We start from the raw sequence: 24,392 nt of genomic DNA, 5'->3' as shown, positions 1-24,392 counted from the left end.
GGAAGGGAGAATCGGTGCTCGGCTTTCTCGCGGCAGGGGAAAATCTCGCGTTCGTCATCGCGCTGGGGACGATGGTCCTGATCGGCCTGGTCGAGGCCGTCGGGCTCGGATCGAGCGCGCTCGGCCATGATCTCGACCTTGACGCGGACGGCGACTGGCTCGGCTGGCTGGGCTTCGGGCGGCTGCCGCTGCTGATGCTGCTGGTCGTGTTCCTCGCCTGCTTCTCGGTGATCGGGCTGGTCGGCCAGCAGATCGCCCTGTCGAGCTTCGGCGCGCTGTTGCCCGGCTGGATCGCGATCCCCGCCGCCGGGGTCGCCGCCCTGCCCGCCACCGGCGGCATGGCGCGGATCGTCGGCGCGATCATGCCGCGCGACGAGACCACGGCGATCGGCATCGACCAGCTCGTCGGCCTCCACGCCCAGATCGTCGTCGGCACCGCGACGCAAGGGTCGCCCGCCAAGGCGCGGGTCCGCGACTTCCACGGCCAGGTCCATCATGTGATGGTCGAGCCCGACATTGCCGGCGCGCGCTTCGCGGAAGGGACCGAGATCCTCCTCGTCCGCCGCGAGGACCATCTGTTCCGCGCCATCTCCAGCGACCGCCCACCCTTCTCCGAATGGATCGAACGATGAGCAACCTGCCTGCCACCACCAGTTCCGGCTTCTTCGACAGCGCCTCCAGCATCTATGTCGTGGCGCCCGGCATCGCGGTCATCGCCCTGGTCATCCTGGGCCTGATCATCGCCCGCCTCTATCGCCGCGCGTCGAAGGAGATCGCCTTCGTCCGCACCGGCTTCGGCGGCGAGAAGGTGGTGATGAACGGCGGCGCGCTGGTGCTGCCGGTGTTCCACGAGACGATGCCGGTGAACATGAACACGGTGCGGCTGGCGGTCGAGCGCAAGAATGCCGACGCGCTGATCACGCTCGACCGGCTGCGCATCGACGTGAAGGCGGAGTTCTACGTCCGCGTCCGCCCCGATCGCGAGGCGATCGCGATGGCGGCGCAGACGCTGGGCATGCGCACCATGCATTCGGAGAATCTGAAGGAGCTGGTCGAGGGCAAGTTCGTCGACGCGCTGCGCTCGGTCGCGGCGGGAATGACGATGAACCAGTTGCATGAGCAGCGCTCCGACTTCGTCCAGAAGGTGCAGCAGGTGTCGTCGGCCGACCTGGCGATGAACGGGCTGGAGCTCGAATCGGTGTCGCTGACCGGGCTCGACCAGACCTCAATCGAGCATTTCAACGCCAACAACGCCTTCGACGCCGAGGGCCTGACCAAGCTGACCGAGCAGATCGAGCTGCGCAAGAAGGCGCGCAACGACATCGAGCAGGACACCCGCGTCCAGATCGAGGCGAAGAATCTGGAGGCGCAGCGCCAGTCCTTCCTGATCTCGCGGGACAGCGAGTTCGCCCGGCTGGAGCAGGAGCGCGAGATCGAGATGCGCCGCGCCGAGCAGTCGTCCGAGGTCGCCCGCCAGCAGTCCGAGCGCCAGCGCGAGGCCGAACAGGCGCGGATCGAGGCGAAGCAGCTCACCGACGCCGCCCAGATCGAGGCCGATCGCGCGGTGCAGGAAGCGAAGATCGCCCAGGCCCAGGCGCTGGAGATCGCCCGGCAGGAGCAGCAGATCGCCGTCCAGAACAAGAGCCGCGAGGAAAGCCAGGCCAAGGCCGAGGCCGACAAGGCGCGCGCCGCCGCGGTCGCCGCCGAGGAGCAGGTCGTCACCGCGCGCGAGACCGAGGTCGCCGAGCGCGCCAAGCGGATCGAGCTCATCCAGGCCGCCAAGGAGGCCGAGCGCCAGGCACTGGGCGTCAAGGTCGAGGCCGAGGCCGAGAAGCAGGCGGCCGCCGACCGCGCCGAGGCGCTGCGCGCCGCCGCCAAGGGCGAGGCAGAGGCCGAGAAGCTGCGCGCCGATGCCGCGCGCGTCCGCTTCGAGGTGGAGGCCGCCGGCAAGCGCGCCGTCAACGAGGCGGCGAACCTGCTGTCGTCCGAGAATATCTCGCTGCAGGCCAAGCTGGAACTGCTCCGGGTGCTGCCCGACATCATCCGCGAGGCGGCGAAGCCGATGGAGGCGATCGATTCGATCAAGATCGTCCAGGTCGACGGCCTGACCGGCGCGGGGGCGGGCGGCGCGGAGATCGTCTCGGCCGGCGGCGAGCAGAACCTCGCCCAGTCGGCGGTCGCGGCGGCGCTGCGCTACCGCGCGCAGGCGCCGGTGGTCGATGGGCTGATGAAGGAACTGGGCCTCGACGGATCGACGCTCGATTCGCTGGTCAAGGGCGGCGCCGCCGAGATGCCGGTCGTCGCCCCGAAGGCGAAGGCGGCCGAACTTCCCGAATAGGGGTGGAGCGGCCTACCGTCCCCGCAAATAGAGGATCGCGATCCAGATCCAGCCGAGGATCATCGCGAGGCCGCCGAGCGGGGTGACCGCGCCGAGCCAGCGCGGACCGCCCAGCGCCATCGCGTAGAGCGTGCCCGAGAAGAGCAGCGCGCCGAGCAACAGGAGCCCGGCCGCGCCGCGCCCCCTAGCCAGCACGACGAGCCCCGCGACGGCGTGGATCATCTGATATTCCGCCCCGGTTGCCAGCCATTCCGCCGCCTTGCCGCTGGCCCCGTGCGCGCCATAGGCGCCCGCGACCACCGCCACCGCGCCGGACAGCGCGAACAGCGCCGCCAGCGGATCTCCCAACGTCCTAGCCCGCGCCATCCTCATCCTCTTCCGGTTCGAGATCGAGCTTGCGATCCGGGTTGAACATCATGTCGCGGCGCACGGTCAGGTCGTCCGCGGCGATCTGCGCCTCCAGCCGCAAGCCGTCGCGGCGGCGATATTCGGCCTCGATCTTGTCGATATTCGCCTCGCTGACGCCGACCGCTTCGAGCGCCTCCCGGCCCAGCACCACCGCCGATTCGAACAGCTCGCGCACCGCGCCCGCGATGTCGAGCCGACCCAGCACCATCATGTGCCGGCGATCGAAGGCGCGGACCAGCACCGCCGCATTGGGAAAGGCGTTGAGCACCGGCTGCAACTGCGCCTTGCCGAGCCCGTCGCCGTCGACGCAGAAGATGATCGCGCAGGCCTGATCGGCGCCGGCATGGCGGAGCAGCTCGACCCGGGTGCCGTCGCCGTAGAAGACCTTCGATCCGAATTTCTCGGCGACGTCGATCTGCTCGATCTCGTTGTCGATCAGGCTGACCCGCGTGCCCGCCGCCATCAGCATCTGCGCGACGGTCTGGCCGAAGCGGCCATAGCCGACGACGATCGCCGCCGGGCTCATGCCCCCATCGGGGCCGGGGCGCTCCTCCTGGCTCGGGGGCGGGGTGAGGAAACGGCTGGAGACCATCATCAGGAAGGGGGTCGTCGCCATCGACAGGGTGACGATCGCCCCGAACAGGCTGGCCGCCTCGGGCCGGATCAGCAACGCCTCGCTCGCCTGCGCGAACAGCACGAAGGCGAACTCGCCGCCCTGGCTGAGCAGCAGGCCGAAGCCCAGCGCCCCGCGATTCGACACGCCGAACAGCTTGGCGACGCCGAACATCACGAGCGTCTTGGTCGCGACCACGGCCAGCGCCATGGCGGCGACGAACAACGGCCGTTCGGCGATGACGTGCAGGTCGAGCAACATGCCGACCGCGATGAAGAACAGGCCGAGCAATATGGTGCGGAACGGCTCGACATCGGCCTCCAGCTCGTGCCGGTAGGGCGAATCCGCCAGCATCACGCCCGCGACGAAAGCGCCGAGCGCGGTCGACAGATGGAGCGCCTCCATCACCGCGGCGCTGGCGAGCACGGTGAACAGCCCCGCCGCGACGAACAGCTCGCGCTCGCCCAGCCGCCCGACCAGGCGGAACAACGGGTTGATGATGAACCGGCCAGCCAGCACCAGCCCGACCACCGCCACCACCGTATGGACGCCGAGCAGCCAGCCGGGCGGCGCATCGGCGGCGGGCGGAGTACGCGACAGGGTGGCGATGATCGTGATCAGCGGGATCAGCGACAGGTCCTGGAACAGCAGCACCGAGAAGGCGCGCTCGCCGGCGGGCGTGTTGAGGCGTCCCGCCGACCGCAGCATCGGCAGCACCTGCGCGGTCGAAGACAAGGCGAGCGGCAGGCCGAGCGCGATCGCCGCGGCGGCGGTGAAGGCGGTGCCGAAATAGATCACCGCGCTGAGCGCGACGCCGCAGGCCACCACCTGCACGAAGCCCAGTCCGAAGATGTCGCGCCGCAGCCGCCACAACCGGTTGGGATGGAGTTCGAGGCCGACGAGGAACAGCAGCAGGACGATGCCGAGCTCGGCGATGCCGAGCTTCGATTCGGCGTCGCCGATCAGGCCGAACCCCTGCGGGCCGATCAGCGCCCCCGCGACGAGATAGCCGAGCGTGGCGCCGAGGCCGAGCCGACGGAAGATCAGGACGCAGACGATCGCCGCGCCGAGCAACAGCACCCCGTCGCGCAACAATAAGGCGTCCGCCGCGTCGCTCAACGCACCGGCTCCGCCAGCGCCTGCGCCGCCGCCTCGGCGACCGCCTCGAAGGCGAGCCGGATCGAGGGGTGGCGCGCGGCATGCGGCCGCGCGGGCAGGAAGATGTCGAGGTCCGGCCAGTCGCCCGGATCGTCGCGCTCGCCGGCGAGGAAGGCGGTCAGCGCGTCGCGCGCGGCGGCCAGCTCGGCCGGGGTCCGACCGATCGCATGCGCGCCCATCAGCGCCGCCGAGGCCTGGCCGAGCGCGCAGGCGCGCACCTCCTGCCCCAGCGCCGCGACACGCCCCTCCCCGTCCATCACCACGTCCACCGTCACCCGGCTGCCGCAGACCGGCGAGCGCCGCGACACGGTCGCCTGCGCATCGGCGAGGCGGGCCTGGTGGGGAATGCTGGTCGCGAGGCGGAGAATCCGGGCGTTGTAGAGCGAGGCCGACATGCGCCCCATGTAGGGCCATCCGGCCCTGACGTCATCCCGGCCGAAGGGCGGTCGCGCACTTTTCCATGGAGTGCTGCACACTCCCACGTCACCCCAGCCCCTCGACTGCCTGCAAGGCAGGCGCTCGGGATAAACTTCGGCCTCTGGCCGAAGGCTGGGGCCCATGTCTCTCATCAGCCAGACGGCATCTGAGAAGACTACGGACATGGATGCCTGTCTTCGCAGGCATGACGGGAACGGAGTAGGATCAGCCCTCGAGCTGGCGGATCAGCAGGCGGACGTCGGCGTCGAGCTCGGCGTCGGTCTGGCGCAGCTTCTCGATCTGCTTGACCGCGTGGATGACGGTGGTGTGGTCGCGCCCGCCGAAGCGTCGGCCGATCTCGGGCAGCGAGCGCGGGGTGAGCTGCTTGGCGAGGTACATCGCCACCTGGCGCGGGCGGGCGACCTCGCGGGCGCGGCGGGCGCTCGACATCTCGGCCTGGCGGATGCGGTAATGGTCGGAGACCTTGCGCTGGATCTCGTCGATCGTCACCCGGCGCTGGTTGGCGCGAAGGATGTCGGCGAGGGTCGCCTGGGTGAAGTCGATGTCGACCGGCTTGCCCGACAGCGCCGCATAGGCGACGACGCGGTTGAGCGCGCCTTCCAGCTCGCGGACATTGGCGCTGATCCGGCGGGCGAGGAACATCACCACGTCCTGCGGCACCTGCGCCTGCGGCATACCTTGCAGCTTGCGCATCAGGATGTTGAGGCGCAGCTCGAAATCGGCAGGGTTGACGTCGGCGACGAGGCCCCAGGACAGGCGTGACAGGATGCGGCTCTCGATCCCGTCGAGGTCCTGCGGCGAACGATCGGCACTGATCACCAGGCGGCGGCCCGCCGAGATCAGCTCGTTCATCGTGTGGAAGAATTCCTCCTGGGTCGATTCCTTGCCCGCGATGAACTGGACGTCGTCGATCATCAGCACGTCGGCCGCGCGCAGCCGCTGCTTGAAGCTGAACGTGTCCTTGGCGCGCATCGCCGAGACGAACTCGAACATGAACTTCTCGGCCGACATGTAGACGACCTTGGCGCCCGGCTGGCGCGCCAGATATTCATGGCCGATCGCATGCATCAGATGCGTCTTGCCGAGGCCGGTGCCGCCATGCAGGAACAGCGGGTTGAAGACGAGCTTGCCGCCTTCCGCCAGCGTGCGCGCGGCATTGTAGGCGACCTCGTTCGCCTTGCCGACGACGTAGCTGTCGAAGGTGTAGCGGGCTTCGAGCGGGGTGCCGCAGCGGACGTCGTCGCTCGGCGCCGGCATCGCCTCCTCGACCGCCGGCGCGGCGACGGGGACCGCGGGAGCCGAGAACAGCGCGGGACGCTCGCTCGCCGACGCCGGCACGATCGAGACGTGGCGGACCTGCGGCAGCAGCGCGCGCCAGCCCTGGAGCAGATGGTCGACGAAATGGGTGGTCGCCCAGTTCGCCATGAACTCGCTGGGGGCGATGAGCTTGAGCGTGCCCGAGGCGAGATCGCAGTCCCCGAGCGTCAGCGGCTTGAGCCAGCCGTCGAAGGTCCGCACGCCGATGCTGCGGCGCAGGCTCGCGCGGATGGTTTCCCATGCCTGCGCAAGCGCCGCATCGATACCGGCATTCGCGGCTGGACCTTCATTCATGCCCACGCCGCCGACCTTGTCAGACACCCCGCATCCTTCCCGGACAGACCCCTTCTGCCCTTCCAAATCAAATTCGTTTAAAGGGCAAAGCCCTCCCCTGTCCGGAAGCAGCGTTCCGGCGTGCCCATCGCTAAATCGTCATGATGCCATTGCGACAGAATCGCGCTCGGCTGTGGAAGGCACTCTAGGGAGAAGCCGCGACAGGGATCAAGAGCATCAATTTCGTCATCGGACCGCAATATGGGCTTGACACTCGATAAGCCGGGCCTCTCCCGCTGAAAAAAATTTTATCTTTGTTTTTCAGTTTCTTGGGAGGGGTTCTGACAACGAATCAAAGTAATTCCGAGAGTTACGGTTCCGTGACGCCGACATGACAAAAGGCCCGCCGGCATCTCTGCCGGCGGGCCTTTTGTCATACGGGCCTGAACGATCAGCCGAGGGCGGCGATGCGCTTGGTCAGGCGGGAGAACTTGCGCGAGGCGGTGTTCTTGTGGACCACGCCCTTCGAGACGCCACGGAACAGCTCGGGCTGGGCAGCAGCCAGCGCGGCGGTGGCGGCGGTCTTGTCGCCGGCGGCGAGCGCAGCCTCGACCTTCTTCACGAAGGTGCGGATCCGGCTGACCCGGGCACCGTTGATCTCGGCGCGACGATCGTTGCGACGGATGCGCTTCTTTGCCTGCGGCGTATTCGCCATGCTCGTTCAAACCCTAGCTATAATGACAGGAACGGCTGGGAACGGGTCCCCGCCGGAAGGCCGCGCCAATACACAGGCCGGGCCGCATGGTCAACCTCCAACTCGCCCTATTTCTGGCATTTGGGGCAGTAGAAGGTCGATCGGCCGCCATCGACGCGGCGCCGGATCACGGTGCCGCAATGGCACGGCTCGCCTTCGCGGCCATAGACGCGCCACTGCTTGGCGAAATAGCCGAGCTCGCCGTCGGGCCGGGCATAGTCGCGCAGCGTGGAGCCGCCCGCCTCGATCGCCGCCGCCAGCACCTCGCGAATCGAATCGACCAGCCGGTCGAGCCGCTTCTTCGCGATCCGGCCCGCCATGGTGGTCGGCGCGATGCCGGTCATGTGCAGCGCCTCGCACACATAGATGTTGCCGAGCCCGGCGACGATCCGCTGGTCGAGCAGCATCGCCTTGATCGGCGCGACGCGCCCTTCGAGCGCCCCGGCGAGATGGGCGCCGGTCAGATCGGGGCCCAGCGGCTCGGGCCCCAGCGCCTTGAACGGGCCGAACCCGGCGAGTTCCTCGCCCCGGACGAGGTCGACCGATCCGAAGCGGCGCGGGTCGCACAGCGACAGCGTCCGCCCCTCGTCGGTCTCCAGCACCAGATGATCATGCGCGCCGATCTCGCTCGGGTCGATCCGCCAGCGGCCCGACATGCCGAGGTGGAAGACCATCACGTCGCCGCGATCGGTCTCGATCAGGCCATATTTGGCACGGCGGCCGAGCCCGGTGATCGTCGCCCCGGTCATCCGCTGGCGCAGGTCGGCCGGAAAGGGGCGCCGCAGGTCGGCGCGGCGGGTCTCGACCCGGCTCAGCCGCCGCCCCTCGAGCGGGGGACGCAGGCCGCGGACGGTGGTTTCTACTTCGGGAAGCTCGGGCATGGGTCCGACCTAGAGCCTGATCGTCCGAGGTGGAAGCGCTTTGCGCTTCTGCTGATGACGTGAATCAGGCTCTCTTCAAAGAACCACGACCAGCCGTCATCCCGGCGGAAGCCGGGATCTCGCTTCTGCTCGTCGCGGGAAGAGAGGGAGATTCCAGCTTCCGCTGGAATGACGATCGAGAGTTTGCGGGCGCGGCATCCTGTCGCTAGAGCGTCGCGCATGAGCGACACCGTTTCCTTCGGCTATGCCGACGTCTCCCCCGACGAGAAGACCGCCAAGGTCGGCGAGGTCTTCCGCAGCGTCGCGAGCCGCTACGACCTGATGAACGACGCCATGTCGGGCGGGATGCACCGGCTGTGGAAGGATCGCTTCGTCCGCCGGGTGAAGCCGCGCGCGGGGGAGGTCATCCTCGACATGGCGGGTGGCACCGGCGACATCGCCTTCCGCCTCGCCCGGTCGGGCGCCGCGGTGACCGTGTCGGACATCAACCCCGCGATGCTGGAGGTCGGCAAGGAGCGCGCCGCGAAGAAGCGGATCGAGGGCCTGTCCTGGTCCGAGCAGAACGCCGAAACGCTGAGCTTCGAGGCGAACCAGTTCGACGCCTATACGATCGCCTTCGGCATCCGCAACGTCACCCATCGGATGCAGGCGCTGAAGGAGGCGCATCGCGTGCTAAAGCGTGGCGGGCGCTTCTACTGCCTCGAATTCTCGACGACGCTGTGGCCGGGCTTCAAGGAAGCCTATGACGCCTATTCGCACCGGCTGGTCCCCAAGATCGGCAAGATGCTGGCGGGCGACGAGGAAAGCTACCGCTACCTGATCGAATCGATCCGCCGCTTCCCGACGATGGACGCCTTCAAGGCGGAGATCGCCGAGGCCGGCTTCGTCCAGGCGAAGGTCGAGCCGCTGCTCGGCGGCCTGGTCGCCATTCACAGCGGCTGGAAGATTTGACCCCCAGCTTCGTCCATATCTGGCGGCTGTTCCGCTGGGGCCGCACGCTCGCGCGCCACGGCGCGCTGCGCGGGATCGAACGCGATCCACTGGCCCCGCCGCAGGTCCGGCGCTTGAGCCGAATCCTGCGCATCGGCGCCCGCCTGCCCGCGCAGCCCGCTTACGCCGACGCCTTCGAGGCGCTGGGCCCGGCGGCGATCAAGCTGGGCCAGGCGCTCGCCACTCGCCCCGATCTGGTCGGCGAGCAGGCGGCGGCCGAATTGTCGCGGCTTCAGGACGCTCTGCCCCCCGCGCCCTTCCCGCTGATCCGCGCGGCGATCGAGCAGGGCCTCGGCAAGCCGATCGAGGAACTGTTCGCCGCGTTCGAGGAGGAGCCGGTCGGCGCCGCCTCGATCGCGCAGGTCCACCGCGCGGTGACGACCGACGGCCGCACCGTCGCGGTCAAGGTGCTGCGGCCGGGCATCGAGGAGGAGATGGCCCGCGCGATCGAGACCTATGAATGGGCCGCCGCGCATGCCGAGCTGATCGGCGGCGAATTCGCGCGGCTGCGCCCGCGCCTCGTCATCGCCACCTTCCGCCAGTGGACCGCGCGCGAGCTGGACCTGCGCCGCGAGGCCGCCTCGGCATCCGAGCTGGCCGAGAACATGGCGGCGGTGCCGGGCTTCGTCGTCCCCGCGATCGACTGGAGCCGCACCGCGCGCCGCGTCCTCACCATGGAATGGATCGACGGCATCAAGATGGCCGACCGGACGGCGATCGCCGCCGCCGGGCATGATGGCAAGGCGCTCGGAGCGCTGCTCGTCCAGGCCTTCCTGCGGCAGGCGATCGCCGACGGCTTCTTCCACGCCGACCTCCACCACGGCAACCTGTTCGCGCTGCCCGACGGGCGGATCGCGGCGATCGACTTCGGCATCATGGGCCGGATCGACCGGCGCGCGCGGGTGTGGCTGGCGGAGATCCTGCACGGGCTGATCACCGGCAACTACAAGCGTGTCGCCGAGATCCATTTCGAGGCGGGCTATGTGCCGCCGCACCACAATATCGGCGAGTTCACCACCGCGCTGCGCGCCGTCGGCGAGCCGATCCGCGGGCTGCCCGCCAAGGACATCTCGATCGGCCAGATGCTCGACGGCCTGTTCACGATCACCCGCGACTTCGACATGCAGACCCAGCCGCACCTGCTGCTGCTCCAGAAGACGATGGTGATGGTCGAAGGCGTGGCGACCGGCCTCGATCCCGACCTGAACATGTGGGAGACGTCGGGCCCGTTCGTGAAGGAATGGATCCGCTCCGAACTCGGCCCCGAGGCGTGGCTGGCCGACCGCACGTCGGCGACCTGCGCACCCTGGCCGGGCTGCCCGACCTCGTCCGTCGGATCGAGCGCAGTTCTCGCCCCCCCCGGCGGCGCCCCGCCCCCGCCGCTGCCCGAGGTGCAGGTGATCCGCATCGGATCGGGCTGGCGCTACGCGGCGGTCGCGGCTGGCCGCCGTGGCTGGTGCGGCGGCGATGCTGCTCGTCGGTTGATGGCGCCGCCATTCGGTATTACGTAATACGGTATGGACGTCAGCAAGCTCACGGCGAAGAACCAGGTGACGATCCCGGCCGACGTCCGGCAGCAGCTCGGCGTCAAATCGGGCGATCATGTCGCCTTCGAGGTCGAAGACGGCAAGGTGATCGTGCGCAAGGCTCGCGCGATCGATTGGGCCTGGACGGCGACGGTCGGATCGACCTTGAGCGAATGGTCGAGCGACGCCGACGAAGAGGCCTTCCGTGACCTTTGACCGGTTCGACACGGTCGTCGTGCCCTTTCCCTTCACCGACCGGCGCACGACCAAGCGGCGTCCCGCGCTGATGCTCAGCGACCGGGCCTTTGGTGAGGCGACCGACAATGCGCTGCTCGCGATGATAACCTCCGCCGAACAATCCGACTGGCCGGGCGACACCGCCCTCAGCGATCGGGAGCGCGCCGGCCTGCCCAAGCCCTGCAAGGTCCGGATGAAGCTGTTCACCCTCGACCATCGGCTGATCGAGCGACGGATCGGCACATTGTCGCAAGCCGACCGCGACGCGGTCGTTCGCGCGCTCCGAACGGTGGTCGGGCTATGATCGCTCCCCGCATCCTGCTCATCATCGGCGGCGGCATCGCAGCGTACAAGGCGTGCGAGCTGGTGCGGCTGATCCGCAAGGGCGGGGGCAGCGTGCGCTGCGTGCTGACCGAGGCGGCGCATCATTTCGTCACGCCGATGAGCCTCGCCGCGCTCAGCGAGCAGGAGGTCCACACCAGCCTGTGGGACCTCAAGAACGAAACCGAGATGGGCCATATCCAGCTCAGCCGCGAGGCCGACCTGGTGGTGGTCTGCCCGGCGACCGCCGACCTGATGGCGAAGATGGCCGCCGGGATCGCCGACGACCTGGCCACCACCCTGCTGCTGGCGACCGACAAGCCGGTGCTCGTCGCCCCGGCGATGAACGTGCGGATGTGGCTCCATCCCGCCACCCAGCGCAACGTCGCGCGGCTGCGCGACGACGGGGTGACGGTGCTCGATCCCGACGATGGAGCGATGGCCTGCGGCGAGTTCGGGCCCGGCCGCCTGCCCGAGCCGCCGTTCATCTGGGGCGAAATCGAGAAGGCGCTCGACCGGCCGCGCGCCGCGCCCGCACCGGGGATCAAGGGCGGCGCGCTCGCCGGGCGCCATGTGCTGGTGACGGCGGGGCCGACCCACGAGCCGATCGACCCGGTCCGCTACATCGCCAACCGCTCCTCGGGGAAGCAGGGCTATGCGATCGCCGAGGCGCTGGCGGCGCTCGGCGCGCGGGTGACCTTGGTGTCGGGGCCGGTCAGCCTGCCGACCCCGGCCGGCGTCCACCGGATCGACGTCGAGAGCGCGCGCGAGATGGCGGCGGCGGTCGAGGCCGCCTTGCCCGCCGATGTCGCGGTGATGGTCGCCGCCGTCGCCGACTGGCGCGCCGAGACGTCCGCCGGGCAGAAGATCAAGAAGGACGGATCGGGCGCGCCGCCGGTGCTGCCCCTCGCCGAGAATCCCGACATATTGGCGGGCCTCGCGCGCAATCCGCGCCGCCCCCGCCTGCTGGTCGGCTTCGCCGCCGAGACCGAGAATGTCGTCGACCATGCGATCGCCAAGCGCGCGCGCAAGGACGCCGACTGGATCGTCGCCAATGACGTCTCCGGAGACGTGATGGGCGGCGACAGCAACAGCATCCATATCGTCACGCGCACCGGGGTCGAAAGCTGGGAAACCATGCCCAAGGCCGAGGTCGCCCAACGCCTCGCCACAAGGATCGCCGATGAGTTCGCCTGAGATTTCGATCAAGCTGAAGCGCCTCGACCATGGCGCGGGCCTGCCGCTCCCCGCTTATGCCACCGCCCATGCCGCCGGGCTGGACGTGGTGTCGGCCGAGGACGTGACGCTGGCGCCCGGCGCGCGCCATGCCGTCGCCACCGGCTTCGCGATCGCGATCCCCGAAGGCTATGAGGTGCAGGTGCGCCCGCGCTCCGGCCTCGCGCTCAAGCATGGCGTCACCTGCCTCAACACGCCCGGCACGATCGACGCCGACTATCGCGGCGAGGTGAAGGTGATCCTCGCCAATCTCGGTTCGGAGCCGTTCGAGGTGAAGCGCGGCGAGCGCATCGCCCAACTCGTGCCGGCCGCGGTGCAGCGGGCGGCGTTCGCGGAGGTCTCGGACCTCGACGAGACCGCGCGCGGCGCCGGTGGGTTCGGATCGACCGGACGATAAAGCTCCATCCGCTGGAGTGACGCGCACATGTCCCTGACCGACGAACAGCTCGACCGCTACGCGCGCCACATCATCCTCAAGGAGATCGGCGGCGCGGGGCAGCAGGCGCTGCTGAAGGCGACGGTGGCGGTGATCGGCGCGGGCGGGATCGGGTCGCCCGCGATCCAATATCTGGCGGCGGCCGGGATCGGCCGGTTGCGCGTCATCGACGACGACGTCGTCGACCTGTCCAACCTGCAGCGCCAGACCTTGTTCGGCACCGCCGACATCGGCTGCCCCAAGGCCGAGGTCGCCGCCGCGAGGGTGGCGGCGATGAACCCCGACGTGCTCGTCGAGCCGGTGACGGTGCGGATCGACGCGGACACCGCCGACGATCTGCTGGAGGGCGCCGACCTGGTCCTCGACGGCTGCGACAATTTCGCGACCCGCCTCGCCGTCTCCGACGCCGCGACCCGGCTCGGCATCCCGCTCGTCTCGGCGGCGGTCGGCCAGTTCGACGGACAGCTCGGCGTCTGGCGCGGGTGGGAGGCGGACAAGCCCTGCTATCGCTGCCTGGTCGGCGACGATCCCGACCGGCCCGACATCAGCTGCGCCGACCAGGGCGTGCTCGGCGCGCTGACCGGGGTGATGGGCAGCCTCGGCGCGATGGAGGCGGTCCGCGCGATCACCGGCTTCGGCGACGATCCGGCGGGCCGGCTGCTGCTGGTCGACGCGCTCGCCTTCCGCTTCCGCACGATCGCGGTGCCCAAGGACCCGGGATGCCGGTGCGCGGGCTGACGATCCTCGTCGCCGCCGACGACGGCGACCGCCTCCACGCCGCGCTGAGTTTCGCCGCGGCGGGCGCGGCGCGGGGCGACCGGGTCCGCCTGCACCTGCACGAACTGGCCGTCGGCCTGCTGCGCCCGCCGATCCGGGCGCCCGCCGACGCGGATCGGGCGCGGGCCGGGATTCCGATGCTGGCCGAACTGCTGGAGGAGGTGCTGGCGCTGGGCGTAGCCGTCAGCGTCTGCCAGAGCGGACTCGCGCTTTACGAAATCGACCTGGCGACGCTGGACCACCGCATCGAGGCGCAGGGACCGGTCGGCCTGCTCGCCGCCGCCGGGGACGACCGGCTGATGGTGTTCTGAGGATCAGGCCGCCTTGCGCTCGGGCAGGCGCGCGACATCGATCCGCTCGGGGCCCTCGATATAGACGAGATAGCGATCGGCGGCCCGGCCACCCTCGCTGACCACCGAAGGCGCCGGCAGCGCGCGGCCGAAACGGGCCAGCGTCGACATATGGACGCCGAGCGCCTGGCGGGCATTGCCCTCCACCTCGACCGTGGTGGCGCCATAGGCGCGGCAGTCGGGGATATCGACGAAATCGGCCCGGAACACCCCATCCTCGCGGCTGATCATCGCCGGATAGAAATCGAGGCCCCTGATATAGATCCCCATGATGCGACCCTTTACCGACCCGACCAAATGTCGGGCCTTCTTAGGCCGTGGCTAGGATGAATCCATGACGGGAATATTGCGTAGTCCGATAGTCTAATCGAAAATATGTTTTCTTTTCAATTTCTTGCAGAATTGTTGCACCCCCTTCAGTCCCATCTAAAAGACGATCCGGAAAGGAATGCCGATGGATGAGAGACTCGAAGCCGCGGCTAGGCATTGGTCGATCGAGAGACGAGCCGATCGATCGCGATGGTGGATGCACGAGACGATCATCCGGCATATCAACCGGCTGGCATGCGGCGAGGCGATCGACGGAATCCATCAAGGCTTCCATCGCCTCATCCACGATAGGATGCCCGAAGGAGGCTTCAGGCGCGCCCTATCGGTCGGTTGCGGCTCGGGCGGGAAGGAGATGCGCCTGCTCAAGCAAGGCATCGTCCGGAGCTTCGACCTGTTCGAGATCGGGGAGCACCGACGCGAGCAGATCGCGTCCAAGGCGGCGGAGCATGGACTGGAGGACCGGATCACCATCCATATCGGTGACGCGTTCCGGGAGGACATCGTCGCCGGGTTCGATCTGGTCTATTGGAATAACGCGCTGCATCACATGTTCGATGCGAAGGCGGCGGTGTCCTGGAGCCGCCGCGCTCTCCAGCCGGGCGGCTGGTTCGCGATGGACGATTTCGTAGGCGCCACGCGCTTCCAATGGTCCGACGAAGATCTGGAGATCGCATCCAGAGTCAGAAGCCTCCTGCCGGAACGCCTCCTCGTCCATCCAGGAAATCCGGAGAAACGGCTTCCTTGCAAGCTGGAGCGGCCCGCGATCGCCGCCATGATCGAGGCTGATCCGACCGAGGCGGCGGATAGCGGCAATATAGTCCACGCGCTAAAAGCCGAGTTCCCGGACGCCTCCATCATGGCGACCGGGGGCGTCGTATATCACCTCGCGCTCAACGACGTCCTCAATAACTTCGAAGCGGAAGACGACGCACTCCTGAACGCGCTTCTCTTGCTGGACGAGGTCCTCGCCTCGGGCGGCCACAACCAATATGCGGTGGCTTTGGCGGAAAAGCATTAGTCCCCGAAGCGAGCCGGCCGATAAGCGGCCGGGTCAATGGCGCGGACAGGATCGGGAAGCGCCGTTCCCAGCAGCAGCGCGGCGCCGATCATCGCGGCGGCGGGCGCGGTCTGGATGCCGAAGCCGCCCTGCCCCGCGAACCAGAAGAAGCCCTCCGCGCAGCCGTCGAAGCCGTAGACCGGCGCGCGGTCGGGGGCGAAGCTGCGCAGGCCCGCCCAGGCGCGCTCGACGCGCAGGACCCGCCAGTCGACGGTGCGTTCGAGCCGGTCGATCGCGATCGCGATGTCGAGCTCGTCGGGGGCCGCGTCGCAAGGCGGCATCGGCGTCTCGTCGTGCGGCGACAGCCAGAGCCGACCCGCCTCGGGCTTGAAGTAGAAGCGCCCGGCGATGTCGAGCACCAGCGGCAGCGATGCGGGCACCGGCGGATCGAGCTGGAGTTGGACGACGGTGCGCCGATAGGGCTGGATGCCGATCGGCGCGACGCCCGCGAGCGCCGCCAGCTCGTCCGCCCAGGCGCCCGCCGCGTCGACCAGCAGCACCGCCTCGATCATGCCGGCGTCGGTCGCGATCCGCCAGTTGCCCGCCACCCGCTCGATCGACCGCACCCGCGCGTCGCCGATCAGCTGCGTCCCTGCCCGCCGCGCGCGGCCGAGATAATGGGCGTGGAGCCTGGCCACGTCGATGTCGCGGCAGCTCGGCTCGGCGACCCCGCCTGCGAAGCCCGGCCGGAGCCCCGGAATACGGGCCGGCAGCGCCTCGGCCGCCACCCGCTCCAGCGCGACATTGCCGGCGAAGGTGGCGAGCATGGCGTCGACCGCGCCGATATCCTCGGGCCGGGCGATGTGGATCGCGGTGCGGTCGCCCAGGAAGCCATGCCCGTCGAGATAGGCGAAGGAGGCGCTGGTCAGCGGCTGCACCGCCGGCCCGCCATAGGTTTCGGACCAGAAGGCCGCCGACCGGCCGGTGCTGTGATAGCCGGGCTGCGCCTCGCCCTCGATCAGCACGACCCGCGCCGCGTCGCCGATCTCGGCGGCCAGGCTGGCGCCCGCCATGCCGGCGCCGACGATGGCGATATCCGCGATGATGTGGGGTGCGGTCATGGAGGGCGTTTAGATTTTGGTAAGAGCCGCCGTCTAGCCTGCTTAACCATGTCCATTCAAATTCCCGACCTGTTCGGCATCCTGCTGGCGGTACTGCTGCTGATGGCGGCGTGGACCGACATCCGGACGCGGACGATCTCCAACGAGCTCAACGCCGCGATCGCGCTGCTGGCGATCGTCTTCTGGTGGATCGCGGGCGAGGCGCTGTGGCCCGACGTCGCGCTGCGGATCGGGGTGGCGCTCGCCATCTTCGCGCTGTTCGCGGTGCTGTTCATGCTCCGCATGATGGGCGGCGGCGACGTCAAGATGATCGGCGCGCTCGCGCTGTGGCTGCCGTTCCACGCGCTGATCGCGATGCTGACCGTCATGGCGCTGGCCGGCGGCGCGATCACGCTCGGCCTGCTGATCCGGCAGCGCTGGCGGCCGAACGCCGACCGGCCCGAGGTTCCCTATGGCGTCGCGATCGCGATCGGCGGGCTGTGGGTCATCGCAAACGGCTTGTTAACCACGCCCGTTGCATAGCGTTTCCGGGTCCGCTTCCGGGCCACGCATATTCTTCATGCCCCGACCGGGGCGAAGGTGGGTCTGAAAGATGGACGCGAGGAAGTTGCTGCTGCTGATCATGGCGCTGGTCATGGCGGGCATCTCGGCAGTCGTGGCGCGCAGCATGTTCGGCGGCAACAGCGAGGCCGAGGCGGCCCCCGCCGCCGCGCCCCAGCCGAGCGGTCCCGAGGTCGCCGTCGCGGTCCGCCCGCTGCCGGTCGGCACGATCATCGGCCCGGAAAGCTTCCGCTACCAGCGCTGGCCGGCCGAGCTGGTCAGCAAGACCTATTTCATCAAGGGCGAGAGCGACCTCGCCGCGCTCAACGGATCGGTCGTCCGCTACGCGATCACCGCCGGCGCGCCGGTCACCCAAGGCGCGCTGGTCAAGCCCGGCGATCGCGGCTTCCTGGCCGCGGCGCTCGGCCCCGGCATGCGCGCCGTCACCATCTCCGTCTCGGCCCAGTCGGGCGTCGCCGGCTTCGTCTTCCCCGGCGACCGGGTCGACCTGATGCTGACCCAGGAGGTTCCGGGCGGGGGCGACGGCCCGCCGCTCAAGGCCGCCGAGACGATCATCCGCAACATCCGCGTCCTCGCCGCCGACCAGCGCACCGACAAGACGGTCGACGAGGAGGGCAAGACGGTGGTCGCCAACACGTCGAACGTCACGCTGGAGGCGACCCCGAAGATCGCCGAGAAGATCGCCGTCGCGCAGACGATCGGCCAGCTCTCGCTCGCGCTCCGCTCGATCGCCGACGACAGGGCCGAACTGGAGGAGCGGATCGCCAATGGCGACATCAAGCTGCCGGCCCAGGGCGATCCCAAGGCCGAGCGCCAGATGCTGCTCGAGATCACATCGCGCCCGATCGACACCAACACCACCTATACGGTCGGCGCCGACGTCTCGCGCTACCAGCGGTCGAGCATTCCCGCCAAGGCGGGCGGCGACGCCGCCCCGCCCCGTCGAGCGCCCCGCCGCCCCGGCCGGCCCGCCGTCCGCGTGGCGCGCGGCAACACCGCGTCACCGTCAGCACGGTCGGAGGCCCGATGCGCGCCTCCATGAAGTTCCTGGCCGGCGGTGCGCTGATCGCCGCGATCGCGCTGGCCCCGGTCGCGGCAAGCGCCGCCGTCCGCCCCTCGCGCGGCGCGACGGCCGTCCGCACCGCGACGATCGGCAAGCCCAGCGAGACCACCACCCTGTCGATCGGATCGGGCCAGATGATCGCGCTGTCGGCGCCGATCAGCGACCTGTTCGTCGCCGACGACAAGATCGCCGACGTCCAGGTGCGTTCGACCACGCAGCTCTACCTGTTCGGCAAGGGCGCCGGCGAGACGGCGGTCTATGCGACCGACAAGGCCGGCAATGTCGTCTGGTCGTCGATCGTCCGCGTCGGCAGCAACATCACCAGCGTCGACACGATGCTGAAGCTGGCGATGCCCGAGGCGGCGATCACCGCGACGACGATGAACGGCATCGTCCTGCTGACCGGCACGGTCGCCTCGCCCAGCGACGTCGAGGAAGCGCAGAAGCTGGTCGAGCAGTTCGTCGGCAAGGAGACCCAGGTCGTCAACCGGCTCAAGTCGGCGGTGCCGCTGCAGGTCAGCCTGCACGTCAAGATCGCCGAGGTCAGCCGCGAATTCGCCAAGTCGATCGGCATCAACCTGCTCAACCGCGACACCACGGGCGGCTTCCTGTTCGGCGTGGCGCAGGGACGTAATTTCGGGTCGATCGGGAATCTCGACACCTCGGCCTTCCCGAAGCTCGACGCCTCGTCGCTCTACGGGCTGCCGGCCGGATCGCTGTCGCTGCCGTTCAATCCGGCGACCGGACAGTTCATCGCGGGCGGCACCGCCTACACCTTCGACAAGCTGGGCAAGGGCGCCGGATCGGGAACCTCGTTCGGCCTCGCCGGCAAGTTCCTGGGCATGGACCTCGCCGCCGCGATCGACCTGGCCGAGGCGGACGGGCTCGTCACCACCCTCGCCCAGCCGAACCTGACCGCGATCTCCGGCGAGACCGCGAGCTTCCTGGCCGGCGGCGAGATCCCGATCCCGCTCGCACAGGGGCTCGGCGCGGTGTCGGTCGAGTTCAAGCAATATGGCGTCAGCCTGTCCTTCACCCCGACGGTGCTCGGCGACGGGCGCATCTCGATCCGGGTGCGGCCCGAAGTGTCGCAGCTCACCGACGCGGGCTCGGTCCGCCTCAACGGCTTCACCATCCCCGGCATCACCACCCGCCGGGCGGAGACCACGGTCGAGCTCGGCTCGGGCCAGGCCTTCATGATCGGCGGCCTGTTGTCGAACGCGCAGAACAGCAATGTCGACAAGGCGCCGTTCCTCGGCGACCTGCCGATCCTCGGCGCGCTGTTCCGGTCGAACGGGTTCAAGCGCAACGAGACCGAGCTGATGATCGTCGTCACCCCCTATCTGGTGAAGCCGGTCTCGCCGCAGCAGATCGCCCTGCCGACCGCGGGCTTGCGCGCCGCCACCGACGGCGAGCGGCTGATCGCCGGCCAGACCTTCATGGGCAAGTCGGGCGAGAAGAGCCCCGCCCCGGCCGCCGCGCCGCCGCGCACCATCCCCGACAAGGCCGCGCCGGTTCCCGATGCCGGCTTCTCGCCCAATTGAGAGGAGGTTTCCGATGATCGACGACATCCTCTTGCGCCGGCGGCCCGCCGCCCAACCAGCCGTCATCCCGGCGAAGGCCGGGATCTCACTGCCTTTCGACGAGCAATCCGGGGAGAGGTCCGGAAAGAAAAGAGAGATCCCGGCTTTCGCCGGGATGACGATCCTCGGGACACTCGGGATCATCGCCCTCGCCGCGACGCCGGCTCTCGCCGATCGCTACAATCGCGGCGTCGAATCGGTGCACCAGCCGGTCGTGCAGCGCAGCGACTATGTGCTCGACGTGCCGGCCGACGGCCTCGATCCCGCCGCGCGCGACCGGGTCGGACAATGGTTCGACGCGATCGGCCTCGGCTATGGCGACCGCATCGCGATCGACACGAGCGCGGGCGCCGCCGGATCGAACCGCGACATCGCAGAGATCGCCGGCCGCTACGGCCTGTTCGTCGGCAATGGCGCGCCGGTGACCGAGGGCGCGATCGCGCCAGGCCATGTCCGCATCGTCGTCAGCCGGTCGACCGCCAGCGTGCCGGGCTGCCCCGACTACAGCCAGTGGTCGCAACCCAACTTCACCGCCGCCGCCTCGTCCAACTATGGCTGCGCGATCAACTCGACCCTCGCGGCGATGGTCGCCAATCCCGAGGACCTGGTGAAGGGCCAGGCCGCGCGCGGATCGAACGCCGACACCGCGACCAAGGCGATCCGCATCTGGCGCAACACCGAGCCGACGTCGAGCAGCGGCCTCAAGATCGAATCGACGAAGGGAGGCAATTGATGAACGCGCCCTTCAACGCGAAGCAGCAGCAGACGCGCAACCCGTTCGCCGCCTTCGTCACCGACGACGTCAGCTCCGAACTGCTCAAGCCGCTCGTCTTCGAGCTGGGCTGGGCGCCCGAATCGGTCAACAAGGGCGGGCTGCGCACGGCGATCCAGTCGCTGTCGGTCTCGGCCAGCCCGACGATCCTGTTCGTCGACCTCAGCGAATCGACCGACCCGCTCGGCGACGTCAACGCGCTCGCCGAGGTGTGCGAGCCGGGGACGATCGTGATCTCGGCGGGCACCGCCAACGATGTCCGCCTCTATCGCGAGCTGCTCAACAGCGGCATCCAGGACTATCTGCTCAAGCCGTTCACCGCCGACCAGATCCGCGACGCGCTGGCCCAGGCGCAGATGATGCTGATGGGCCCACGCCACGGCGTCCAGGCCGAGGACAGCATCCACATCATGACCGCCGTGGTCGGCGCGCGCGGCGGGGTCGGCGCCTCGACGGTGGCCAGCTCGATCGCCTGGCTGATGGGCGAGAGCGGCGGCCATACGACCGCGCTGCTCGACCTCGACGTCCATTTCGGAACCGGCGCGCTGTCGCTCGACCTCGAGCCCGGACGCGGCCTGACCGACGCGATCGACAATCCCGCGCGCATCGACGGCCTGTTCCTCGAACGCGCGCTGGTGAAAGCGAACGAGAAGCTGTCGGTGCTGTCGGCCGAGGCCCCGATCAACCATCCGATCATCACCGACGGCGGCGCCTATTTCCAGCTCCAGGAGGAGATGAAGGGCGCGTTCGAATGCACGATCGTCGACGTGCCGCGCACGATGATGGTCCAGCATCCCCATTTGTTCCACGAGGTGCAGTCGGTGGTGCTGGTGGTCGACCTGACCCTCGCCGCGACCCGCGACACGATCCGCATCCTCGCCTGGCTGAAGAACAACGCGCCGCAGGCGGGCGTGCTCGTCGTCGCCAACCGCGTCCATCCGAGCCTGACCGAGATCAGCCGCAAGGATTTCGAGAATTCGATCGAGCGCGAGATCGACTTCGTCCTGCCCTATGACCACAAGCAGGCGGTCAACGCCGCCAAGCTGGGCAAGCCGATCGCCGAGGCGGGCAAGAGCTCCAAGCTCGGCCAGGGCCTGGCCCAGATCGCCGACAAGCTGCTGTCGCTCGCCAGCGACGATCCCGACCGCGACGCGAAGAAGGGCAAGGGATCGCTGATCGACGAACTGGCGGCGATCTTCGCCCCCAAGCCCAAGACCGCGAAGAAGTGAGCGGCGGGAGCGTGTCCGCCCCATGCTGACGATGCTCTTCCTGATGGTCATGGCCGCGGTCGTGCCCGTCTTCATCTTCGTGCTGGCGCGGCCGCCGGCGCAGCGCGCCTTCGCGCGCCGCCTGTCGACGGTGCGGGGCCGCTACAACGTCAATGGCGAGCCCGGCGTCAACGAACAGGTCCGCAAGCTGCTCGCCAGCCGCGCGACGGTGGTGCGCCGCGAGAAGACGCTGCTCAACCGCTTCCTGCCCGATCCGGCCGACGTCCATCACCAGATCGAGGCGGCCGGCAAGAAATGGACGGTCCGGCAATATTATACCGGATCGGGGATCGCCTTCGCGGTGCCGCTGCTGCTGCTCGCGCTGGTCGGTCTGCCGCTGTGGATGGCGCTGATCGTCGGCGCCGCGGCGGGGCTCGGCCTCCCCCGGCTGGTGCTGAACATCCTCGCCAAGCGGCGGATCGCGCAGTTCATCACGCGCTTCCCCGACGCGATCGAGCTGCTGGTGCGCGGCCTGCGCGCCGGCCTGCCGATCGCCGAGACGATGGGCGCGGTCGCGTCCGAGATCGAGGGTCCGGTCGGCAGCGAGTTCCAGGCGGTCAGCGACCGCATGCGGATCGGCCGGACGCTGGAGGGCGCATTGCAGGAGACCGCCGATCGGCTGGGCACCGCCGAGTTCCAGTTCTTCGTCATCACCCTCGCGATCCAGCGCGAGACCGGCGGCAACCTGGCCGAGACGCTCGGCAACCTCGCCGACGTGCTGCGCAAGCGCATGCAGATGAAGCTCAAGATCTCCGCAATGTCGTCCGAATCCAAGGCGTCGGCCTATATCATCGGCGTCCTGCCCTTCGTCGTGTTCGGGCTGATCAGCTTCATCAGCCCGACCTACATGGCCGGCTTCTTCGCCGACCAGCGGCTGATGATCGCGGGCGCGGGCGGACTGATCTGGATGTCGATCGGCGCCTATATCATGCGCCAAATGATCAATTTCGAGATCTGAGGCCGCGATGCAGCCCACCCCCTCCCCCCAGTTCTTCGACACGCTGCTGTCGATCGGCATCGCGCTGGCCACGGCGATCGTCATGCTGGTGGTCGGCCATGCGCTGGTGAAGTCGATCGCCCGCGATCCGATGGCGCGGCGGGTCCGCGCGCTCAACGACCGGCGCGAGCAGCTCAAGGCCGGCGTCGCCGCGTCGAAGACCCGCCGCCGCCAGAAGATGGACAAGAAGGCCAGCATCTCGGTCGACCGGATGAAGGCGATCCTCGGCAGCATGAAGATGCTCCAGGATTCGCAGCTCAAGGCCGCCTCGCTGAGCCTGACCCGCGCCGGCATCCGCACCAAGGACGCCGCGATCACGGTGATCTTCTTCCGGCTGGTGTCGCCGGTCCTGATCGGCGGCACGGCGGTCGTCGGCGTCTATGTGCTCCACTGGTTCCCGGAGGCGAGCGCCTTCAAGCAATATATGATCGTCGCCGGCGCGCTGATCGCCAGCTACAAGGCGCCCGACGTCTATGTGAAGAACCTGATCACCAAGCGGCAGCAGGCGATCCGCAAGGCGCTGCCCGATGCGCTCGACCTGCTGGTGATCTGCGCCGAGGCGGGCCTGTCGGTCGACCTCGCCTTCAACCGGGTCGCGCGCGAGCTGTCCAAGGCCTATCCCGAACTGGGCGACGAATTCGCGCTGACCGCGATCGAGCTGGGCTTCCTCACCGACCGGCGCCAGGCGTTCGAGAACCTCGCCCAGCGCGTGAACCTCGATTCGATCCGCGGCGTCGTCACGACGATGATCCAGACCGAGAAATACGGCACCCCGCTCGCCGCCGCGCTGCGCGTGCTGTCGGCCGAGTTCCGCCACGAACGGATGATGCGCGCCGAGGAAAAGGCCGCGCGGCTGCCCGCGATCATGACGGTGCCGCTGATCATGTTCATCCTGCCGGTGCTGTTCATCGTCATCCTCGGCCCGGCGGCCTGCTCGATCCGCGACAATGTGATCCATTGAGGCCGGCGCGCATATTCAAGCCGCGCTTTTCCGCCTCCCTCGCGCGGAACGTAAACGCCGCGAAACGGTTTTAGCCTCCAGTTTCAGGGAGGCTTCGCTACATGTTTGCGTTCACGACCAATCAGTGGGTCATCATTGCGCTCGTCTTCATCCTCGGCTGGCTGTTCGGCCTGTTCACCCTTTCCGGCAATCGCCGCTGGAAACCCGACTTCGAGCGGGAGCGCACGCTGCGCATCGCCGCGGAGGAGCAGAATGACAGGCTGTCGGCCAAGCTGACCGAGCTGGAGGGGGAGCGCGACCGGCGGAGCGAGCTGGAGCGCGAGCGCGAGCATCATGCCGCCCGCGCCGCCGCCGCGAGCGAGCGGATCGCCGAGTTGGAGAAGCGCCGCCCGGCGATCAATGCCGACACCGCCGGGACGATCGCCGCCGCGGCCTCGGGCCAGCGCGACGACCTGGCCCGCATCTTCGGCGTCGGGCGCGGCGGAGAGATCAGGCTCAACGAGCTCGGCATCCATCGCTATGCCGACATCGTCGCGCTGAGCCCGACCGAGGAGGCCGAGCTCGAAGGCCGCATGGGCATCGCTCCGGGCGCGATCGCCGACGAGCGCTGGCGCGAACAGGCCGAGATCCTGCGCAAGGGCGATGTCGACGAGCATGCGCGGCGGTTCGCATGATGGCGACGGGCG

The 24,392-nt window shown here is 68.9% G+C and carries 26 protein-coding genes and 1 pseudogene; 19 read left to right on the top strand and 8 right to left on the bottom strand.

The window, feature by feature from the left end:
- The first annotated feature begins 14 nt into the window (after positions 1 to 14).
- Together HRJ34_RS01825 and HRJ34_RS01820 are read left to right on the top strand one after the other, a co-directional pair.
- Positions 15 to 632 carry a YqiJ family protein gene (locus HRJ34_RS01825; protein WP_029994985.1) on the top strand — a complete coding sequence of 206 codons (618 nt, stop codon included), beginning with the start codon at positions 15 to 17 and terminating at the stop codon, positions 630 to 632.
- Positions 629 to 2,338: a flotillin family protein gene (locus HRJ34_RS01820; RefSeq protein WP_208633185.1), complete on the top strand. Its 1,710-nt coding sequence runs from the start codon at positions 629 to 631 to the stop codon at positions 2,336 to 2,338. Before HRJ34_RS01825 ends, HRJ34_RS01820 begins: the two co-directional genes overlap by 4 nt.
- Before the next feature lie 12 nt (positions 2,339 to 2,350).
- Here HRJ34_RS01820 and HRJ34_RS01815 read toward each other — a convergent pair whose 3' ends face one another.
- The 6 genes from HRJ34_RS01815 to mutM form a co-directional block, all read right to left on the bottom strand.
- Positions 2,351 to 2,704: a DUF423 domain-containing protein gene (locus tag HRJ34_RS01815; protein ID WP_208633184.1), complete on the bottom strand. Its 354-nt coding sequence runs from the start codon at positions 2,702 to 2,704 to the stop codon at positions 2,351 to 2,353.
- Positions 2,691 to 4,478, bottom strand: coding sequence for a cation:proton antiporter domain-containing protein (locus tag HRJ34_RS01810; protein ID WP_011950856.1), 1,788 nt, complete (start codon positions 4,476 to 4,478; stop codon positions 2,691 to 2,693). The genes HRJ34_RS01815 and HRJ34_RS01810 overlap by 14 nt, the downstream gene beginning before the upstream one ends.
- Entirely contained in the window at positions 4,475 to 4,912 is a 438-nt protein-coding gene (locus tag HRJ34_RS01805) for an iron-sulfur cluster assembly scaffold protein (RefSeq protein ID WP_041378793.1), read from the bottom strand. Before HRJ34_RS01805 ends, HRJ34_RS01810 begins: the two co-directional genes overlap by 4 nt.
- A gap of 247 nt (positions 4,913 to 5,159) precedes the next feature.
- Positions 5,160 to 6,566 (bottom strand): chromosomal replication initiator protein DnaA, encoded by a 1,407-nt coding sequence (dnaA, locus tag HRJ34_RS01800; RefSeq protein ID WP_029548679.1) that lies wholly within the window; start codon positions 6,564 to 6,566, stop codon positions 5,160 to 5,162.
- 430 nt (positions 6,567 to 6,996) lie between these two features.
- Positions 6,997 to 7,260 carry a 30S ribosomal protein S20 gene (gene rpsT, locus HRJ34_RS01795; protein ID WP_012051059.1) on the bottom strand — a complete coding sequence of 88 codons (264 nt, stop codon included), beginning with the start codon at positions 7,258 to 7,260 and terminating at the stop codon, positions 6,997 to 6,999.
- Positions 7,261 to 7,367: 107 nt separating this feature from the next.
- On the bottom strand, positions 7,368 to 8,180 hold the full coding sequence (gene mutM / locus HRJ34_RS01790) for a bifunctional DNA-formamidopyrimidine glycosylase/DNA-(apurinic or apyrimidinic site) lyase (protein ID WP_029994980.1): 813 nt from the start codon (positions 8,178 to 8,180) through the stop codon (positions 7,368 to 7,370).
- A gap of 219 nt (positions 8,181 to 8,399) precedes the next feature.
- Here mutM and HRJ34_RS01785 point away from each other — a divergent pair, with 219 nt between their 5' ends.
- The 8 genes and pseudogenes from HRJ34_RS01785 to HRJ34_RS01750 all read left to right on the top strand — a co-directional run bounded on the left by HRJ34_RS01785 (position 8,400) and on the right by HRJ34_RS01750 (position 14,014).
- Complete coding sequence (locus HRJ34_RS01785; protein WP_208633183.1) at positions 8,400 to 9,131, top strand: class I SAM-dependent methyltransferase; 732 nt, start codon at positions 8,400 to 8,402, stop codon at positions 9,129 to 9,131.
- Positions 9,128 to 10,655 (top strand): annotated as a pseudogene (gene ubiB, locus HRJ34_RS01780) (2-polyprenylphenol 6-hydroxylase). The gene HRJ34_RS01785 and the pseudogene ubiB overlap by 4 nt, the downstream one beginning before the upstream one ends.
- A 32-nt stretch (positions 10,656 to 10,687) precedes the next feature.
- Complete coding sequence (locus HRJ34_RS01775) at positions 10,688 to 10,912, top strand: AbrB/MazE/SpoVT family DNA-binding domain-containing protein (RefSeq protein WP_016747094.1); 225 nt, start codon at positions 10,688 to 10,690, stop codon at positions 10,910 to 10,912.
- Complete coding sequence (locus HRJ34_RS01770; RefSeq protein WP_029994977.1) at positions 10,902 to 11,237, top strand: type II toxin-antitoxin system PemK/MazF family toxin; 336 nt, start codon at positions 10,902 to 10,904, stop codon at positions 11,235 to 11,237. Before HRJ34_RS01775 ends, HRJ34_RS01770 begins: the two co-directional genes overlap by 11 nt.
- Positions 11,234 to 12,451: a bifunctional phosphopantothenoylcysteine decarboxylase/phosphopantothenate--cysteine ligase CoaBC gene (gene coaBC / locus HRJ34_RS01765; protein WP_208633182.1), complete on the top strand. Its 1,218-nt coding sequence runs from the start codon at positions 11,234 to 11,236 to the stop codon at positions 12,449 to 12,451. Before HRJ34_RS01770 ends, coaBC begins: the two co-directional genes overlap by 4 nt.
- A complete protein-coding gene (gene dut, locus HRJ34_RS01760; RefSeq protein ID WP_012051052.1) occupies positions 12,438 to 12,887 on the top strand; it encodes a dUTP diphosphatase in 450 nt (149 codons plus the stop codon). The genes coaBC and dut overlap by 14 nt, the downstream gene beginning before the upstream one ends.
- Before the next feature lie 27 nt (positions 12,888 to 12,914).
- Complete coding sequence (locus HRJ34_RS01755; RefSeq protein WP_029549014.1) at positions 12,915 to 13,664, top strand: HesA/MoeB/ThiF family protein; 750 nt, start codon at positions 12,915 to 12,917, stop codon at positions 13,662 to 13,664.
- Entirely contained in the window at positions 13,646 to 14,014 is a 369-nt protein-coding gene (locus HRJ34_RS01750) for a hypothetical protein (protein WP_208633181.1), read from the top strand. The genes HRJ34_RS01755 and HRJ34_RS01750 overlap by 19 nt, the downstream gene beginning before the upstream one ends.
- Before the next feature lie 3 nt (positions 14,015 to 14,017).
- On the opposite strand, the gene HRJ34_RS01745 is transcribed toward HRJ34_RS01750, so the two are convergent.
- The gene (locus HRJ34_RS01745) at positions 14,018 to 14,323 is read right to left on the bottom strand and encodes a type II toxin-antitoxin system HicB family antitoxin (RefSeq protein WP_208633180.1); all 306 of its coding nucleotides are present in this window, start codon (positions 14,321 to 14,323) and stop codon (positions 14,018 to 14,020) included.
- 256 nt (positions 14,324 to 14,579) lie between these two features.
- Between HRJ34_RS01745 and HRJ34_RS01740 the strand changes: the two genes are divergently transcribed.
- On the top strand, positions 14,580 to 15,401 hold the full coding sequence (locus HRJ34_RS01740) for a class I SAM-dependent methyltransferase (protein WP_029994971.1): 822 nt from the start codon (positions 14,580 to 14,582) through the stop codon (positions 15,399 to 15,401).
- Here the strand turns inward: HRJ34_RS01740 and HRJ34_RS01735 are convergent.
- Complete coding sequence (locus HRJ34_RS01735; protein WP_208633179.1) at positions 15,398 to 16,501, bottom strand: NAD(P)/FAD-dependent oxidoreductase; 1,104 nt, start codon at positions 16,499 to 16,501, stop codon at positions 15,398 to 15,400. The two genes, HRJ34_RS01740 and HRJ34_RS01735, sit on opposite strands and share 4 nt — an antisense overlap.
- Positions 16,502 to 16,549: 48 nt before the next feature.
- Here HRJ34_RS01735 and HRJ34_RS01730 point away from each other — a divergent pair, with 48 nt between their 5' ends.
- The 8 genes from HRJ34_RS01730 (at position 16,550) to HRJ34_RS01695 (ending at position 24,380) form a co-directional block, all read left to right on the top strand.
- Positions 16,550 to 17,023, top strand: a complete 474-nt coding sequence (locus HRJ34_RS01730; protein WP_029994969.1) for an A24 family peptidase — start codon at positions 16,550 to 16,552, stop codon at positions 17,021 to 17,023.
- 70 nt (positions 17,024 to 17,093) lie between these two features.
- Positions 17,094 to 18,104, top strand: a complete 1,011-nt coding sequence (gene cpaB, locus HRJ34_RS01725; RefSeq protein WP_208633178.1) for a Flp pilus assembly protein CpaB — start codon at positions 17,094 to 17,096, stop codon at positions 18,102 to 18,104.
- Positions 18,089 to 19,669 (top strand): type II and III secretion system protein family protein, encoded by a 1,581-nt coding sequence (locus HRJ34_RS01720; RefSeq protein WP_208633177.1) that lies wholly within the window; start codon positions 18,089 to 18,091, stop codon positions 19,667 to 19,669. The genes cpaB and HRJ34_RS01720 overlap by 16 nt, the downstream gene beginning before the upstream one ends.
- 154 nt (positions 19,670 to 19,823) lie before the next feature.
- On the top strand, positions 19,824 to 20,441 hold the full coding sequence (locus HRJ34_RS01715) for a CpaD family pilus assembly protein (protein ID WP_208633176.1): 618 nt from the start codon (positions 19,824 to 19,826) through the stop codon (positions 20,439 to 20,441).
- Positions 20,441 to 21,709, top strand: coding sequence for a pilus assembly protein CpaE (locus HRJ34_RS01710; RefSeq protein ID WP_208633175.1), 1,269 nt, complete (start codon positions 20,441 to 20,443; stop codon positions 21,707 to 21,709). The genes HRJ34_RS01715 and HRJ34_RS01710 overlap by 1 nt, the downstream gene beginning before the upstream one ends.
- 22 nt (positions 21,710 to 21,731) lie before the next feature.
- A complete protein-coding gene (locus HRJ34_RS01705; protein ID WP_016747105.1) occupies positions 21,732 to 22,706 on the top strand; it encodes a type II secretion system F family protein in 975 nt (324 codons plus the stop codon).
- A 7-nt stretch (positions 22,707 to 22,713) separates the two neighbouring features.
- Positions 22,714 to 23,706: a type II secretion system F family protein gene (locus tag HRJ34_RS01700; protein WP_016747106.1), complete on the top strand. Its 993-nt coding sequence runs from the start codon at positions 22,714 to 22,716 to the stop codon at positions 23,704 to 23,706.
- A 101-nt stretch (positions 23,707 to 23,807) separates the two neighbouring features.
- Positions 23,808 to 24,380 carry a hypothetical protein gene (locus tag HRJ34_RS01695; RefSeq protein WP_012051036.1) on the top strand — a complete coding sequence of 191 codons (573 nt, stop codon included), beginning with the start codon at positions 23,808 to 23,810 and terminating at the stop codon, positions 24,378 to 24,380.
- Positions 24,381 to 24,392 lie beyond the last annotated feature (12 nt).

Source organism: Rhizorhabdus wittichii (assembly GCF_017607425.1).
Taxonomy (GTDB): domain Bacteria; phylum Pseudomonadota; class Alphaproteobacteria; order Sphingomonadales; family Sphingomonadaceae; genus Rhizorhabdus; species Rhizorhabdus wittichii.
The sequence above is the reverse complement of the archived record's forward strand: the minus strand, read 5'-3'. Positions and strand labels throughout refer to the sequence as shown.